Below are 15344 nucleotides of genomic sequence, written 5' to 3'. Positions count from 1 at the left end.
TTTTCGATAGTAATCCTTAAATTCAAGCTTTGCTTAACGCTATGAATTCAGACCGAAGAAAATTTATACAAAACGCCACCCTTGCCGGACTTGCACTATCAATTGCACCATCTTTTACTTTTGCTAGAAACCGAGATATGATCATCGGACACGGGGATTTTCAATATCAAGTAGATCAAAAATGGGGGATGCTAGATCCTAGCAAAGTTCCAGTGAATAACTGTCACGAGATGGTAATGGATCGCAAAGGCCGTATGATCATGGTGACTGACGAACCAAAAAACAATGTCATCATCTACGATCAATCCGGGAAATTTTTAAAGGCCTGGACTTTGGGAATGGATAGAGCTCATGGGCTCACCTTGGTGGATGAGGGTGATGCAGAATACCTGTGGATTTCGGATAATGCAGGTAGAGTGGTGAAAACTACCGTCGATGGAGCGATTGTGGCGGAGATTGCCGCGCCAGTTACAGAAGGTATCTATACGGAAAAAATGTCCTATGTGCCCACCGAAACGACTGTAGCTCCCAATGGGGATCTCTATGTGGCGGATGGCTATGGTTCTCAGTTTTTTCTTCAGTATGACAGAAACGGCAAGTTCATCCGCAAATTCGGAGGAAGTGGATCTGCTGACGCTCAATTCAGCACGGCACATGGGATCACGGTAGATCAGCGTGGAGGACAAGCACCAACCTTGCTTTGTACTTCTCGTGGACATAATTCCTTCAAGCGTTTTACCATGGATGGAGAGTACCTAGAGACCATCTTTTTGCCGGGAGCATTTGTGTGCCGACCGGTTATTCATGGAGACAATCTTTATGCTGGCGTTTGCTGGTCCAGGTTGAGGTATTTGGAGCAAACTCCGGATTCGGGTTTTGTTACTATTTTGGACAAGAACAATAAGGTGGTCTCCAATCCTGGAGGCACGGCTCCTGACTATAGAGATGGCAAGCTTCAGCTGATGGTTCAATCTGAATCGATCTTCAAGCATTGCCATGATGTGTGTATAGATCAGGATGAAAATATCTATGTATGCCAATGGAACGCAGGCAAAACTTATCCAATCAAGCTGGTTAGAGTGTAGTACTTCCACCTAGAAAGTGCCGGCTGAGAACCTTGGAGGTTATTTGTACTGATACTAAGTAAAAGTTAACTAGGAGCAATTATGAAAAGAGTAGCTGTAGGTTGGTTTGAAATTCCCGTGAATGACCTGGATCGAGCCGTAGATTTTTATCAAAAAGTCTTTGAATGCAAGCTCAATAAGCAGGAATTGGGAGATTTTCAGATGGCTTGGTTTCCTGGAGGTGCTGACGGTACAGGAGCAGGGGGAAGCTTAGTGTTTCACAAAAAGTTCTATGAACCTAGTGGACATGCCGGAGCATTGATTTATTTCAATTCAGAAGATTGCGCCATTGAATTGGGTAGAGTAGAGGCTGCAGGTGGTGAAATTCAAATTCCGAAGAGATTGATAGCTCCGGATATTGGATATATGGGCGTTTTTTTGGATTCTGAAGGAAACAGAATAGCACTCCACTCGATGGTCTAGACTGAGTTTATATTGACTTTATCTAAGTTTTTTTTGGGTAATTTTGTGTCCTAGTCTTTGGTACCGGGTAAGTTTTTATAATTTGCTGTTCAACTTAGTTTAAGGGGATTTTTATGTGGCTAACCAAAGGATTAAAGGTTTCTGAAGAGAATTTTGATAATATGGAGGATTTCCATAAGCGAATTACTCTGACTTTTACATTTTTGACCTTCGTGCTTTTGCTAGTTTTGGGTGTTTCAGATGCGATTTTAGGAATGTCACCTGTGATTGTATTTCTTAAAATTGGCATTGCATTCCCTTTTCTTGGGACTTATTTTCTGGTTTCAAAATTCGGAAAAACACGGATTGCAATTCATATTTTGCTCTTATTAGGGCATTTGGTTGTTGCTTTCAACTTTATTTATAATGATGGAAGTGATGGTCCTACGATTTATGCCTTCTTTCTTATGCTAGTGATGTACACCTTGCTGGTGCCGGGTTGGCAAAAGTTGGGCTGGTTTTTACTTTCGTTTTCTATATTTTTCATTCTATTTTATGCTGAAGCTTTCGGGTATTTGGAAGTAGTACACTTTTATAGTACTCCAGAAGAAGTGTTTGTAGATCACGCCGTTACGATTCTCTGGATCAGTCTTTTTATTTTTGTGCTGCTGCATTTTTTTGTAAAAAGTTATCAAAATCAGAATAATATTCTGAACTCCATTAAGGTAAGGCAAGATGCCACGCTTCGGGAGGTGAAAATGCTCAATGAGCAGAAAAATAAGTTGATTGCGATATTATCCCATGATCTTAAAAATCCTATAGGTATGCTCCACACCACCCTTGGACTAGTGGAGAAGGATGCTTTTGAACCAGGAGAAATGGAGCAAATACTTAGCAATCTGAAGGGCCAAAGTTTCCATCTGAATAAGGTACTGAACAATACCTTAAGCTGGGTAATGACGGAATTGGAGGACAAACCTGTACAACTGCATGAGATAAGTTTGATGGTCTTGACTCATGAGATGCAAACTATGATGCAGGTACAGGCTGCAGAAAAAAATCAGAAAGTTGAGGTTTCTTTTGAAGGAGAAGACCAGAATATATCGTTGGAAATCAATGAGATCAAGATAATTCTAAAAAACTTGCTGGATAATGCCATTAAGTTTTCCCCCTTGAATTCTGTGATCAACCTAGACCTTAAAGTGAGTAAGGACAAATTAAGCTGGACTGTTCGAAATCAAGGAGCACTAATTTCTGCTTTAGATCAAAAGGACTTGTTTGCCTTCCGAGCCAGAACTTCTTACGGTACCAAAAAAGAAAAAGGAACTGGCGTCGGGCTTCCGCTTTGCAAAAGAATTGCGGATAAGATACGTTTTGAGCTTACTTACTCTTCCACTAACGACAAGCAAAACAGTTTCACGCTCACCAAAAAGTTGGTTTAAAGAATCACCACTTTCAAGCTCATGGCTCCATGAGCACCCACTACGAGCGACTGTTCGATGTCTGCCGTTTTGGATGGACCGGCGATAAATACGCCAAAACCAGAGCTGCTAGACCCTATGAGCTCATAGGCTTGATGCATGTTTCCCACGATATTTTCCTTTTTGATCACAATCACTAGGTGGGCAGTGATGAAGGGTAGCGCTCTGAGATCTAAGTTGCTTTCATCCAGCCAAATCGCTCCATTCTCAGCGGAAGCGAATTGCCCCTCGATAATGGCCAGATCCAAATCTGCAAAACCTGCGGGGTGGCTTGGTAAATCGCAGGTGGTATAGGATGAAAAAGTGGGAGAAGCGCTGTAGATTTTTCCGAAGTTAGTTTCGTCAAGTAGCTGCTCCAGCTCCTCTTTAGTTACAACTGAGCCTTTATTGCCACTTAATGCCGCTGTATATGTGGCGACTAGGTCTTCAGCGATAGCGAAGTCGGGGATCTCAGGAAGAGGTTTTTCTTCCATGTGTAATCCTTTGATGGCTGAAAGTATGGATGTTTTGCTACTCATGATCTATTCTTTTTGTACCAGGTTTTGAAAGATTCTGCTGGCAAATCAGGTAAGTTTCTGCCTTTTCCCCATGCATTCAGCGGATTGTAAATAATACTATCCGGTAAAGTTTTAAGCGAAGCACGCATCAATTGCCCGGAAATACGGTAGGCCATTGGGCTTTTGAAAATCCCATTGGCCAATTTCATAGAAAGGCCTTTCAACGACGAGCCATGTGCCTTGGTGATTTCCTGTCTCCACTCGTAGAGCTGTTCGTGGATATTGATTTTCACCGGGCATACATCAGAGCAGCTACCGCAGAGCGTAGAGGCAAAAGGTAAGGTACTGTGTTTCTTGAGATCTATTCCTGGTGACAGGATAGACCCTATAGGGCCGGGAACGGTACTTCCATAGCTGAATCCTCCACTTCGGCGATAAATAGGACAGGTGTTCATGCAGGCTCCGCAGCGTATGCATTTCAGGGAGTTGCGAAACTTCTCCCTGCCGAGCTGCTTGGTGCGGCCATTGTTCACTAGGATCAGATGGAGCTCTTTGCCTGGAGATGGACTGCGGAAGTGCGAGTTGTAATTGGTGATGGATTGGCCTGTAGCCGATCTGGCTAGAAGACGAAGGAACACGCCAAGATCTTTTCTACGAGGAATCAACTTCTCTATACCCATACAAGCGATGTGCGTATCTGCTAAGTGAACACCCATATCGGCATTTCCTTCATTAGTGCAGACAACGAATTCGCCTGTTTCTGCCACTGCGAAATTCACTCCTGTGATGGCCACTTTAGCTTGCAGGAATTTTTCTCGGAGATGTAGTCGTGCGGCATGCGTGAGGTAAACTGGGTCGATATTGTCTTTTTCGGTTTGGAGTTTTTCGTGAAAAATAGCTGAGATATCTGACTTCTTGAGGTGAATAGCCGGCATTACGATATGACTCGGGGGCTGCTTGAGAAACTGAATAATGCGCTCCCCCAAATCGGTATCTACGACTTCAATGCCTTTTTCTTCCAGAAACGGATTCAAATGACATTCTTCCGTCAGGATAGATTTACTCTTGACGATCGCTTTGCAATTCTTTTCCTCTAGGATCTTTCCGATGATCTGATTGTGCTCCTCAGCATTCTCTGCCCAGTGTACTATGATACCATTTGCGGTAGCATTCTTCTCTAATTCTTCGAGGTAGTGGTCCAGTTTGGAAAGCGTATGATCCTTAATTTGTGAAGCTAGTTCACGTAGTTGCTCCCATTCTGGAATTTGATGGATGGTGGCATCCCGTTTTTCTCGCACGATCCAAAGTGTCTCATCATGCCATTTGGCGCGCTCCTGATCTTTCAAAAATACCGTTGCATGCTGTGGATGACTCATGAGATGACTTGGTTAAGAATTTCTGCAAAGTGCATGAACTTGATTTTTTCCTGGTCTCGGGTTGCGATTCCCTGCATGTGCATGATGCAGGACATATCTCCCCCCACGATGATTTCTACTTCTTTGTCCACATGATCCGCGATTCGGTCCTTGCCCATTTGCACGGAGATGGCTTCTTCACTTACTGCGAATGTCCCACCAAATCCACAGCATTCATCTTTTCTGGTTAACTCCACTACCTCCAATCCTTCCAAATCCTTCATCAATTGAAGGGTTTTGTTGAATTTAGGTTCGTTTCGCTCCGAATCACTCGCTAGTCTAAGCCCGCGAAGACCGTGACAGGATGCATGAAAGCCAATTTTATGAGGGAAACTTCCCTTGATAGAACCTACTTTTAGCACGTCAGTGATGAATTCGCTGAGTTCGTAGATGTTTGATTGAACGTATTCTTGGTTTTTTTGGAGCTTTTCTATTTTTGGAGAGTGATCTTTTACATGCAATACACAGCTGCCAGAGGGAGCTACTATGTAGTCAAATCCGGCAAAATCACGGATGAATTTTGAGGTGGTATGCTCCGTGCTGGATTCAAAACCTGCATTCGACATGGGTTGACCGCAGCACGTTTGGCCCATCGGATAGGTAACTTTACAGCCTAATTTCTCTAGTAATTCAAGTGTAGCGATTGCTACTTTTGGATAAAACTGATCAATGTAGCAAGGGATAAATAGGCCTATATGCGGGCTTGGGTTATTTTTCATCGGGAATTCGTAAGTCATTCAGTTCATTTGAAAGTCAAACTAGTTGGACTTAAACAATCTTATGCTTATTGGGGTGATCTTGGAACAAAACCTAAGTTATTTCATTTGGCTTTGAGTTCTATCCTTTAGTGTCGGTTATTTTGAGCTACAGGTTAGAATATACATGCGATTTTAGATGTCACTTTAAATTTTATGAAGGTCTTGTCTGGGAACAGGAAATAGATTTCAATGAAGATGGTTGATCATCAGGCGTTGAATTTGAGGGAATTACTCAAATGTTAATTTTTTAGTTTTTTTTCAAAGTCGCTTGTGAAAGTGAAAACTACTATTTAGATTTTGATCACTTTTAAACAAAATTTTTATGAAAACAATCAAACAATCAAACAATCAAACAATCAAAGCTTAAAATTGCTTGGAATACTATTTTTTCTTTTAGCTAGTTGCCGGTCAGAACCCGATTTTTCTGATGAGCCAGTGGACATTTTGGCTGAAGTCGAAGTTTCTTATAAAGTATCTCAAGATCTAGCTAAAGAAATAGCCTTGGGGTTTTTTGCGACTGATTCAAGTTATATTGCTGGGAGGAAAATAAAAAGCTCTCCCAAAATTAAAGATATAGCCAGAGTAGCCCTCTCAGACACGTTGGATTTTGAAGCATTTGTAATTAATGAATTAGAAGGATTTGTGATGATATCGGGGGACTCTAGAGTTATGCCTATTTTGGCATATTCCTCGGAAGGTGAATTGACAGCAAAAAACTTACAAGATGTGAATGGATTGAAAGTTTGGTATCAAGAGACTATGCTACAGATTGATCAGGAGTTAAAAGGGATTGAAGAAGTTCACCCAATTGTCTATAACGAGTGGAAGAAGTACACAGAAAAATACGATCCTAATGGAAGAATTTGGGATAATGCAGTGGCTTACAATCCTAACTCCAACTGCTATGAGTGGTACCAATATGGCCAGTTTATGTGTAATCCTTATATGACAGTATCTCAAAGGAAACCTCTATACAGTTATGATCCTTCTGATCCTTTATCTATTGGAGTTAAGTGGGGACAGTCAGGAATTTCGAATCACATGGCACCTACAAACCTTTTTCATGATTGTGGATGCAATGATAGAAGCCCTATCGGATGTGGTGGAGTAGCTATTGCTCAAACCTTATGGTATTTTAAACCTGGCTCGGCTAACGCGTATAATTTGATGCCTCAGACTTCCAATTCACCCTGTGCTCCTGCTACATCTGGACAAATTAGCTTGGCGTTATTAATGTATAATTCTGCTTTAGCTGCAAATACAGATTTCAATTTTGGAACCACCTGCAATGGGATGACTCTTCCAGGTAGAATAAGCCCTGCTCTCAAATCCATGGGACTCCAAAATGGGGGGAATTCATCTAATTTCAATCCATCTACGCTCAAGAATGAGTTAGCACAAGGGTATCCAGCAATATTTTATGGTAGAGATTCACTACTCGAATGGCATATTTGGACTAGTGATGGTTATAAAACGCATAATTATAAAGCTTACGATTGTGATTTGGATGGGTGTATGGAATGGTCATATACTTGGTATTTCATGAATTGGGGTTGGAATGGTAGCCAAAATGGATGGTTTTCAAGTGGAGTCTTTGCACCATATGGATCGGGTGGGTCTAATTATAATAATAGTTTAAAAATGATAACTGGAATAAGATGAGAAAGCTGCTATGGTGTATTTTCCCTATAATTTTGATTCAGTCTTGTAATCAAAATAAATATAACGTTGGCGTATTCCCAGAGACGGCGACCAATTTGGGCATAATAAATTCGGCATTTGATGATATCAATTCGGATATGCCGACTGTAAATCATGAGTTTAAACTTGTGTTTTCTTCCAATCGCATAGGATCTCAACCAAACCATTTTAATCTTGTCGGGTTCAATTTGGTGTTTTACTGGGATAGATCTGAAGGTTTCCTAAGTGTAGGTAAGGGTAACTCACTTTTCGATAATAGCCTACTTGATTGGGTCAGAAGGACTGAATCAACATACAATGAGAAAGGGCCTTACAGCTTTGTAGATTCGGAGAATGATAAAACCATGTTATTTAGTCGAGATGATGACCAAGGGATTTATTCCATCTATGCTGAGCCAGAAATACCTTCAGTAGCTCCAAATGCTCGAACGAATCAAAGCTTTCAACTCTTTGAAGAGTCAGTCAGCGAAATGTATCCAAGCTTTTACGGTGAGAATTATCTGAAAGGGTCAGATATTTCAAGTCAGGGGAAACCTGAAAAATTTCTGATGTCATCAGATCGGGAAGGAGTGTTTGATATTTATGAATTGGACTTACCAAGTGATATTTCTCCTTTAGATTATTTATTAGGAACCAGCGCTAAACCCTTTTTAAAAATTTCTATTAATTCCACTGCAAATGATCACATGCCATTTGTATATGGTGATTTATTAGTTTTTGCCTCTGATAGAGCAGGAGGATATGGAGGGTATGATCTATACTATTCTTTCAAGACGGATTCTGGGTGGTCTGAGCCTGTGAATTTCGGGCCAAATATCAATTCTGACAAGGATGAATATCGACCTATAGTATCAGAAAATCCAGGGTTCTCCAATCGCTTAATGATTTTCTCTTCCAATCGCCCAGGTGGCTTAGGAGGATTTGATTTATACTATGTGGGAATACCTAAGTTTTAAAATCAAGAGACCTGACAGTTTTTTTGAACCTTGTCAGGTTCTTTCTTACAGGTGAAGTATCTCACAGTTTGCTAAGCATATTAAATACAAAAGCAAGTTAGAGCAGTGATTTTTCTAATTAACCAGCATGGCTGCCCCTAATGCAGAACCATTTGGAAAATCACTTGGAATGATTGTTAATTCCGGAAGCTTTTTGCGAAGCATACCTACGAAAATATCATTAGCCTGGAAGCCCCCGTCTATGTAAAGCTTGGCTACAGGAGCACCATCCAAAACAAGTTGTAGAGCTGCAAGCTGCAAGTCGGTGAGTTCATGAATGAAGGTATAATAAGCCTCGTTGAACTCGGAAAATCTTGACCAATCATTGGATATGGCCTGTTCTATTCCATAATCCTCGGGCTTGAGGTAGTGGAAGTGTATGCGCTTGCTTCTGAAATCTCTAATTTTTTCAAATAGTGTAGCATTGAATTTCAGTTTTTTATAAGTACCCATTGGCATCTGAAAGTGCTCGTACATCTTCTCGACCTGATATTTATGTTCCTCGCCGATAAATAAGCGGGAGATTTTGATCGGATCACCTTTGATACTAAGAAACTGTAAGCAATCCTGCTTCAGCTCTTTTTTGGTCAAAGGAGTTTTATTTGATGGATTTATACCTATCGCCCAAGTGCCAGTAGAAAGCAAGGCGAATGGTTCGGATTCTTGCTGAATATAAGGGAGCAAAGCAGCCGAGGAATCATGAACTCCTATGCCACAGGGAATATTTCCAAGTTCAGGCTTAGTTTTCAGGAGTGTATTCCCAGGAACTATTGGAGGTAGCAATTTTCTAATATCTTCTCGATCTACCCAGCTATGGTAATCGTTTGCTTCATAGTCCCAGAGTCCGGTATGACACCCTATGCTGGTGTAATCGGATACTTTTTCTCCCGTAAAAAGAAAACTTAGGTATTGCGGAAAATGGAAGGAATGAGCGATTTTTTTGAAGAAATCTGGTTTGGCGTATTTGATGAAATAAAGCTGTAAACCAGAATTGAGCATCGCCAATGGGGGAGAGGAAGTGGCTCGACAGAAGGTCATTTTTCCTCCGTTTTCCTCATAAAACCTAGCCAAGAGATCTTCCGGGAAAGGCTTCAAGTAATCATATAAGGGAGTACATGGAATTCCATCTTTATCAACGTGGACAAAAGACGCTCCGTGACAAGAGAAGTTCAATCGCTGAATCTGGTAAGCTGTATGCTGTAGTGCTTCCTTGAAAGTCTTTAGCATCCATTCTTCTAGAGGAGCCAAGGGTTCACTTGGGAAATTGTCCTCATCGGGAATTGGATCCAGACGTATGTAAGAACTGTGTACTTCGGTTAGGTTTTCGTCAAAAAGGAAAAACTTCTTATTCGTTTTGCCGATATCAAAAACAGCCGTTACTGGAATTTTACTCATAGCTACGCTGTCAGAGCGATTTTCTGATGATCATTTTGAAAGGGCTCTTGAGGGGAATTTTGTCTTCAGTTCCCAGGATTTGATTGGCTATAGCTGTTCCCATCTTGATGAAGTCCGTGGAGATCGTAGTGATTCCATCAGCCAATATTTCTTTTAGCGGAGTTTCATTGTAAGAAATTAGTCCGATGTCTGTGCCGAGCTGAAAGGATTGCTCCCGGGATTTCTTCACGATATTGGCAAGGTCTGTCTCTGCCAACACGATAAAAGAATCGCCTTCATAAAGTTGCTCGTCATCGATACCGTCCAAGATCAGATTGTTGAAGTTATGGAAAAAGCAAAAGCGCTTGAACCCATCGATGATCTCCACAGGGTACATATCGCCTTTAGGAAATACCAAGATTAACCTAGTGTACTTTCTCAAATGGGTAATTCCTGACTCCAGAGCTTCCATAATATCTCTGGCAAAATCCTGATAGACTCCAGGGAATTCATTTTCGTGACCTTTTACATCACGGTCCATGATAAGGAGTTTGTCTTTTGGGATTTGTTGGATTAAGTCGTAGCAGGTTTCTGGATGCGTGTTTTCATCGAAGAAATGCGGTGCCAAGACATAGTAATTGTAATGTCCTAAGTTTCTCTCCAGCAGATTTTCGAAAATCGTACGATTGTAGTGGTGAATCTGCAGATCTACCGTTGCTTGATCACCTAACGTCTCCACGATAGAATAATAGATAATCTTCTTGTAAGAGCTGAGTTTGTTGAAAATCAATAACACCTTTAACTTGTTAGTCATATTCGTAGAGCTCACGTAAAAGCCTTTGCCCCTCACCGAAGTGATGATTCCACGATCCCGCAGTTCATTGTAGGCTTTTTCTACCGTGTCTCTGGAGAGGAGAAAATCAAAACTTGTCTCATTGATAGAAGGAATTCTATCTCCGATTTTGAGTTTTCCGCTGTCCAGGTCGTCCAAGATAAGATTGACCACCTGCATGTATTTTGGGGTTCGTGAATCCGTGTGAATTCTTTCCGATTTGTCAACTAACATAGTATTTTGGGGTTATTTGGGGGTACTAAGTGTAATCGAGGTTTATTATTTCATCTGCTATCTTGGGAATGCGGCAGCGAGGCCACCATCCACATTTAGCATATTTCCAGTGGATTTGCTCAGTTGGCCACTGACGAAGACAAATGCTGCGTTTGCGATATCACTGGTTTTCACGCTTTCTTTTAATAAGGTTCGGTTGGCGTAAAACTGAGGCAAATCTTTCACTTCTATACCATAGGCTTTCGCGCGATTTTCGCCCCATCCACCTTCCCAGATGTTGGAGTTTTCGATTACTGCGTCAGGATTTACTACGTTGACTTTGATTTTGTCCTCAGCCAATTCAGCTGCCATCAGGCGAGACATGTGCAGTTGAGCGGCTTTGGCAGTGCCATAGGCCACATTCTTAGGGCCAGCAACCAAGCCATTTTTACTAGCGATGTTGACAATATCTCCACCATGGCCCTGCAGCTTCATGATTTTCACACCAGCTTTGGAGATGTGATATTGGCCCATGACCAAGATGTCGTTCAGTCGATCCCAGTCCTGATCGGTATGATCTTCGAACCCTTTGCTGATGGAAATCCCAGCATTATTCACCATGATATCCACTCCCCCAAACTGAAGACAAGTAGCTTCCATGGCTGATGCCAAGCTTTCCCCATTTGTCACATCTAACTTGACAGTGAGAAATGCATCTTTGCCGTATTTTTTCAAAAGTTCATCGCCAGTCTGCTGAAGTCTATCACTATCAATGTCAGTCACGACCACGCAGGCGCCTTCTTGGATAAATTTCTCAGCTATAGCCAGGCCAATTCCTCCCGCGCTTCCTGTTACCAAGGCTACTTTTCTGGAAAGTGGCTGCTCTTTAGGCATACGCTGAAGTTTTGCTTCTTCAAGTAGCCAGTATTCTATGTTAAATGCTTCCTGCAGAGGCAAAGAAACGTATTCGGAAACTGCTTCTGCACCACGCATCACGTTAATAGCATTGATGTAGAATTCGCTGGCCACCCGGCTGGTCTGCTTGTTTTTAGCATAGCTGAACATTCCGACTCCAGGCCAGATTAGGATCACCGGATTCGGGTCACGCATCGCTGGGCTATTGGCATGCTTGTGCTTTTGGTAATAGTCAGCATACATTTCACGATATGCTTGGAAGGCTTTTTCCAGTTGCATTTTGATGGCAGAAAGGTCTGAGAGGTCAGCATCCGCTGCGATGTCCATTACGAGCGGAGAAATCTTAGTTCTCAAAAAGTGATCTGGGCAGCTTGTTCCCATGGGAGCCAATTTGCTCAAATCATGACTATTGATGAATTGAAGCACTTCTGGAGCATCGGTGAAAGTACCGACCATTAGATTTTCCGAGGAAGCAAGGCCTCTCAAAACGGGAGCGAGTTTAGCAGCTTGGCTTTTTCTCTGATCTGTAGGCAGAGATTGTACTTTCTCACCACCGAAAATAGGACGCTTTTTGCCATAATTCTGAGCTAGGTATTCAGAAGCAGTTTCGATTACTTCCAAGCTATTGATGTAGCACTCATACGCAGTATCACCCCAGGTGAAAAGTCCGTGACCTCCGAGCATAATGCCGCGGATTCCAGGGTTTTCATCCAATGCTTGCTTCAGTTGAAGTCCAAGATCGAAGCCTGGCTTTTGCCAAGGTACCCAAGCGATCTGGCCTTTCCATAGATCTTGTGTGATCTGCTCTCCATCTTTTGCGGCAGCAATAGCAATCGCTGCATCCGGATGAAGGTGATCTATATGCTTGAAAGGTAAAAACGAATGTAAAGGCGTGTCGATTGATGGAGCTTTAGAGTTGAGGTCATAGATGCAGTGATTGAATAGCTCCACCATCTCATCTTCAAATTCCAAACCTCGGTAGATACCTTTCAATGCACGAAGTTTGTCAACGTATAAACCCGCCAGCCCCGACTTTTTTAAAGTTCCTATGTCTCCACCTGAACCTTTGACCCACATGATTTCTACCTGCTCATTTGTCAATGGGTCTGCTTCGTAGGTTTTGCAGCTGGTGTTTCCGCCACCGTAATTGGTGATTCTTAGATCAGCTCCAAGGATATTTGAACGATATATTAGAAGATCAACTTCTTTTCCCTCAAGTTTTGATGCTACGGCATCATCCCAGAGGTAACTTACATGCTTAAATTTTTGTGTTGTTATGCTCATTGCGTTTAGCAGATTGTTCTGATGGTGAATATGGGTGAAAAGATCACGTCAGGTATCCTGTGCTGTCTTGACTTCCTTGAAAATTTTTATTTACCTAATGTCTTGTAATTCAAGTTTAAATTTTGTGATGTCCTTAATTGATTTTTTTATAGAATGTTTTTAAGGTTGTTTTGGAATTATATTCTGTTTTGTGCAAGTGCGTGGTGTAGGGTAAAAGGATGATTTTTTGAATAGAAGAATTAATTTTTATACTAATCTGCAAGCTTACCAGTATCCAAAATTCCTTCGTTTATCAGGACCGAAGTCTATATTGGCCACTATTCCCAGAAGTTTATTAAGATTCAACAAACTCTACACTGCTTGCGGTCCGTTGCAGGTAACAAAGCGGTTCTACATTTATATGATTATCCGCTTTTCTACCAGTAAGGTGGAATAAGCAATGTAGCAAATGTTAAACTTAAGAATTGAGGCCGCTTCGGTCATCGGTCTTCCAACCAGATAAGCAAGGAAAATAAGGTGACTGGCATTATTGCGGATAATTATATATATAAATTTTAGTTTTCCTAGATTCAAATAGATACTCTAATCTAAAAAGTTAAATGCAGAATGCCTGAGAATCATAGCGAGACCTTTTTGGTCATGATTCTACTGATCGGGATTTGATATCTGCCCTTACACTCAGTCAAGTACCAAATCAGCATCCGAGAGCAGAAAGTTTTTTGGTTAAATGTTTGTTTTATAACACCTAGCTCGTGAGTCATCTGGTTTTTCACACTAGCCTACGTAACACTCATTTCTGAAAAGATTTTCAACAGTCATTGACAACCAGGTCACGGAAAAGAGTTTCAATAACCCATTTCATTTGCCTTACCGAGCATGTTGGCAAGGGAAAAAGAAAAGATCCTGGAAACGTGGAAAGTGAAGTATGGAAAAAAACAAGGAGACTAAATCAAGCGAAGGCTTATTCCAATGAGCCACTTACTGGGTAAACAAGGGAGTTTTTGTCAAAATATCCTTTCTTTTAGTATGTTCTTTTTTTAACCAAAATGAGTAAAAAGTAAACAGTCTTAGCCTACACATGAGAATTTCAGAAGATCAATTAGCCTCATTTTCTTTCACCGGATTTCATTTTCGATCCTTGGAACTTTTGCGTGAGCAATTCTCCAATCATCACATAGATTTTGAGAGAATCATCCGCAAGATTCAGGAATTTCAGATCGCTATTCCTAGTGCAGCTTTGGGAAATGGTAGCAAGAAGAAATCCAGGACGGGTGGTGAGCCTAGGGATTTGAGTGAAAAGCTAGAGGATATAGGGCTTTTGCAGCAACTGACCTGTAGGACAAATTCAGTTTCTGTCTATATTCCGCAGGATATGCCAGAGGATTTTGCAGAGGTAAAAGAGCTGGCGAATGAGCTCAAGTTGGACTTTGATACCATGAATAGTACTAGTTCCAAAGATCAAAAAGAATATGCTAAACTAGGTTCTCTGGGTAATCTCAACAAGGCAATTCGAGATGAGGCAATTGCTCATAACGAAGAGGTGATCAGCATTGGCAAAAAGCTGGGAAGTAAGGGGCTGACTGTTTGGATGGCTGACGGGAGCAATTACCCCGGACAATCGGACTTTCGAAGTACGCTTGGTTGGACGGAGGAATCACTTCGCGAAATCTACGAATTTATGCCTTCAGACTGGAGGCTTATGCTTGAATACAAACCTTTTGAACCCAATTGCTACCACACGGTGGTCCCTGACTGGGGGACATCATCCATGCTTGCCAAGCGTTTGGGGGAACGTGCAAAAGTACTTGTTGACCTCGGACATCATTTGCCCAAAACTAATATTGAGCAAATAGTAGCCACACTGATGTACCAAAATCTTCTGGCAGGTTTCCACTTCAACGACAGTAAATATGGAGATGATGAACACAATCCGGGAAGTATCAAACCCTATCAGCTCTTTCTCATTTTCTGTGAACTGATCAGTGGAGACAAAGATGGTGCACAGGCTTGGGATAGTATTTCATGGATGATCGACGCGAGCTATAATACGCAAGATCCGCTGGTCGATTTGATTCAGGCGCTTGAGACAATTACGATTGCCTACACCAAGGCACTCTTGGTAGATAGGGAAAAATTGAAAGAATGTCAGCAAAGCAGAGAGGAATCTCGAGCACAGGAAATTTTACAACGGGCCTATTTGACTGATGTGAGACCCTTAGTTTGTGAAGCGAGGGTTCGTGCAGGAGGGGTGGTAGAACCTTTAGAGGCGTATAGGGTTTTGATGATCCGCAATAAACTGGTTCAGGATAGAGGTCGAAAATCCCATCCTACCATTTTTTAGTCAGAATCAAAT

The 15344-nt window shown here is 41.7% G+C and carries 12 protein-coding genes; 6 read left to right on the top strand and 6 right to left on the bottom strand.

Annotated features, from left to right (window positions below):
* Nucleotides 1-41 precede the first annotated feature (41 nt).
* The 3 genes from ABJH64_RS00980 to ABJH64_RS00970 all read left to right on the top strand — a co-directional run bounded on the left by ABJH64_RS00980 (nt 42) and on the right by ABJH64_RS00970 (nt 2968).
* Nucleotides 42-1085, top strand: a complete 1044-nt coding sequence (locus ABJH64_RS00980) for a 6-bladed beta-propeller (RefSeq protein ID WP_348276030.1) — start codon at nt 42-44, stop codon at nt 1083-1085.
* A gap of 81 nt (nt 1086-1166) precedes the next feature.
* Complete coding sequence (locus tag ABJH64_RS00975) at nt 1167-1547, top strand: VOC family protein (RefSeq protein ID WP_348276029.1); 381 nt, start codon at nt 1167-1169, stop codon at nt 1545-1547.
* A 113-nt stretch (nt 1548-1660) separates the two neighbouring features.
* Nucleotides 1661-2968 carry a HAMP domain-containing sensor histidine kinase gene (locus ABJH64_RS00970; RefSeq protein WP_348276028.1) on the top strand — a complete coding sequence of 436 codons (1308 nt, stop codon included), beginning with the start codon at nt 1661-1663 and terminating at the stop codon, nt 2966-2968.
* Here ABJH64_RS00970 and ABJH64_RS00965 read toward each other — a convergent pair.
* Genes ABJH64_RS00965 through ABJH64_RS00955 form a run of 3 tightly spaced genes read right to left on the bottom strand, consistent with a single transcriptional unit; the run spans nt 2965 to nt 5656 of the window.
* Complete coding sequence (locus tag ABJH64_RS00965; RefSeq protein ID WP_348276027.1) at nt 2965-3525, bottom strand: LUD domain-containing protein; 561 nt, start codon at nt 3523-3525, stop codon at nt 2965-2967. The two genes, ABJH64_RS00970 and ABJH64_RS00965, sit on opposite strands and share 4 nt — an antisense overlap.
* Nucleotides 3522-4880, bottom strand: coding sequence for a lactate utilization protein B (locus ABJH64_RS00960; protein WP_348276026.1), 1359 nt, complete (start codon nt 4878-4880; stop codon nt 3522-3524). Before ABJH64_RS00960 ends, ABJH64_RS00965 begins: the two co-directional genes overlap by 4 nt.
* Complete coding sequence (locus tag ABJH64_RS00955; RefSeq protein ID WP_348276025.1) at nt 4877-5656, bottom strand: (Fe-S)-binding protein; 780 nt, start codon at nt 5654-5656, stop codon at nt 4877-4879. The genes ABJH64_RS00960 and ABJH64_RS00955 overlap by 4 nt, the downstream gene beginning before the upstream one ends.
* Before the next feature lie 318 nt (nt 5657-5974).
* On the opposite strand from ABJH64_RS00955, the gene ABJH64_RS00950 reads away from it, so the two are divergent.
* Nucleotides 5975-7339 carry a C10 family peptidase gene (locus ABJH64_RS00950; RefSeq protein ID WP_348276024.1) on the top strand — a complete coding sequence of 455 codons (1365 nt, stop codon included), beginning with the start codon at nt 5975-5977 and terminating at the stop codon, nt 7337-7339.
* Nucleotides 7336-8334, top strand: coding sequence for a hypothetical protein (locus tag ABJH64_RS00945; protein ID WP_348276023.1), 999 nt, complete (start codon nt 7336-7338; stop codon nt 8332-8334). The genes ABJH64_RS00950 and ABJH64_RS00945 overlap by 4 nt, the downstream gene beginning before the upstream one ends.
* A gap of 114 nt (nt 8335-8448) precedes the next feature.
* Here ABJH64_RS00945 and ABJH64_RS00940 read toward each other — a convergent pair whose 3' ends face one another.
* The 3 genes from ABJH64_RS00940 to ABJH64_RS00930 are packed head-to-tail and all read right to left on the bottom strand — an operon-like array spanning nt 8449 to nt 12991.
* On the bottom strand, nt 8449-9768 hold the full coding sequence (locus ABJH64_RS00940; protein ID WP_348276022.1) for an FGGY family carbohydrate kinase: 1320 nt from the start codon (nt 9766-9768) through the stop codon (nt 8449-8451).
* A gap of 10 nt (nt 9769-9778) precedes the next feature.
* On the bottom strand, nt 9779-10813 hold the full coding sequence (locus tag ABJH64_RS00935) for a GntR family transcriptional regulator (RefSeq protein ID WP_348276021.1): 1035 nt from the start codon (nt 10811-10813) through the stop codon (nt 9779-9781).
* A gap of 57 nt (nt 10814-10870) precedes the next feature.
* Nucleotides 10871-12991 carry a bifunctional aldolase/short-chain dehydrogenase gene (locus ABJH64_RS00930; RefSeq protein WP_348276020.1) on the bottom strand — a complete coding sequence of 707 codons (2121 nt, stop codon included), beginning with the start codon at nt 12989-12991 and terminating at the stop codon, nt 10871-10873.
* Between the two features lie 1078 nt (nt 12992-14069).
* Between ABJH64_RS00930 and ABJH64_RS00925 the strand changes: the two genes are divergently transcribed.
* Entirely contained in the window at nt 14070-15332 is a 1263-nt protein-coding gene (locus ABJH64_RS00925) for a TIM barrel protein (RefSeq protein WP_348276019.1), read from the top strand.
* Nucleotides 15333-15344: the final 12 nt, after the last annotated feature.

It is taken from the genome of Algoriphagus sp. (genome assembly GCF_039969895.1).
Lineage (GTDB): Bacteria > Bacteroidota > Bacteroidia > Cytophagales > Cyclobacteriaceae > Algoriphagus.
This window is presented reverse-complemented; position numbering and strand designations above follow the sequence as displayed.

Bases quoted from the DNA above. Each gene is read 5' to 3' on its own strand.
- ABJH64_RS00980 (WP_348276030.1), top strand. From the start codon at position 42: ATGAATTCAGACCGAAGAAAATTTATACAAAACGCCACCCTTGCCGGA.
- ABJH64_RS00975 (WP_348276029.1), top strand. From the start codon at position 1,167: ATGAAAAGAGTAGCTGTAGGTTGGTTTGAAATTCCCGTGAATGACCTG.
- ABJH64_RS00970 (WP_348276028.1), top strand. From the start codon at position 1,661: ATGTGGCTAACCAAAGGATTAAAGGTTTCTGAAGAGAATTTTGATAAT.
- ABJH64_RS00965 (WP_348276027.1), bottom strand. From the start codon at position 3,525: ATGAGTAGCAAAACATCCATACTTTCAGCCATCAAAGGATTACACATG.
- ABJH64_RS00960 (WP_348276026.1), bottom strand. From the start codon at position 4,880: ATGAGTCATCCACAGCATGCAACGGTATTTTTGAAAGATCAGGAGCGC.
- ABJH64_RS00955 (WP_348276025.1), bottom strand. From the start codon at position 5,656: ATGACTTACGAATTCCCGATGAAAAATAACCCAAGCCCGCATATAGGC.
- ABJH64_RS00945 (WP_348276023.1), top strand. From the start codon at position 7,336: ATGAGAAAGCTGCTATGGTGTATTTTCCCTATAATTTTGATTCAGTCT.
- ABJH64_RS00940 (WP_348276022.1), bottom strand. From the start codon at position 9,768: ATGAGTAAAATTCCAGTAACGGCTGTTTTTGATATCGGCAAAACGAAT.
- ABJH64_RS00935 (WP_348276021.1), bottom strand. From the start codon at position 10,813: ATGTTAGTTGACAAATCGGAAAGAATTCACACGGATTCACGAACCCCA.
- ABJH64_RS00930 (WP_348276020.1), bottom strand. From the start codon at position 12,991: ATGAGCATAACAACACAAAAATTTAAGCATGTAAGTTACCTCTGGGAT.
- ABJH64_RS00925 (WP_348276019.1), top strand. From the start codon at position 14,070: ATGAGAATTTCAGAAGATCAATTAGCCTCATTTTCTTTCACCGGATTT.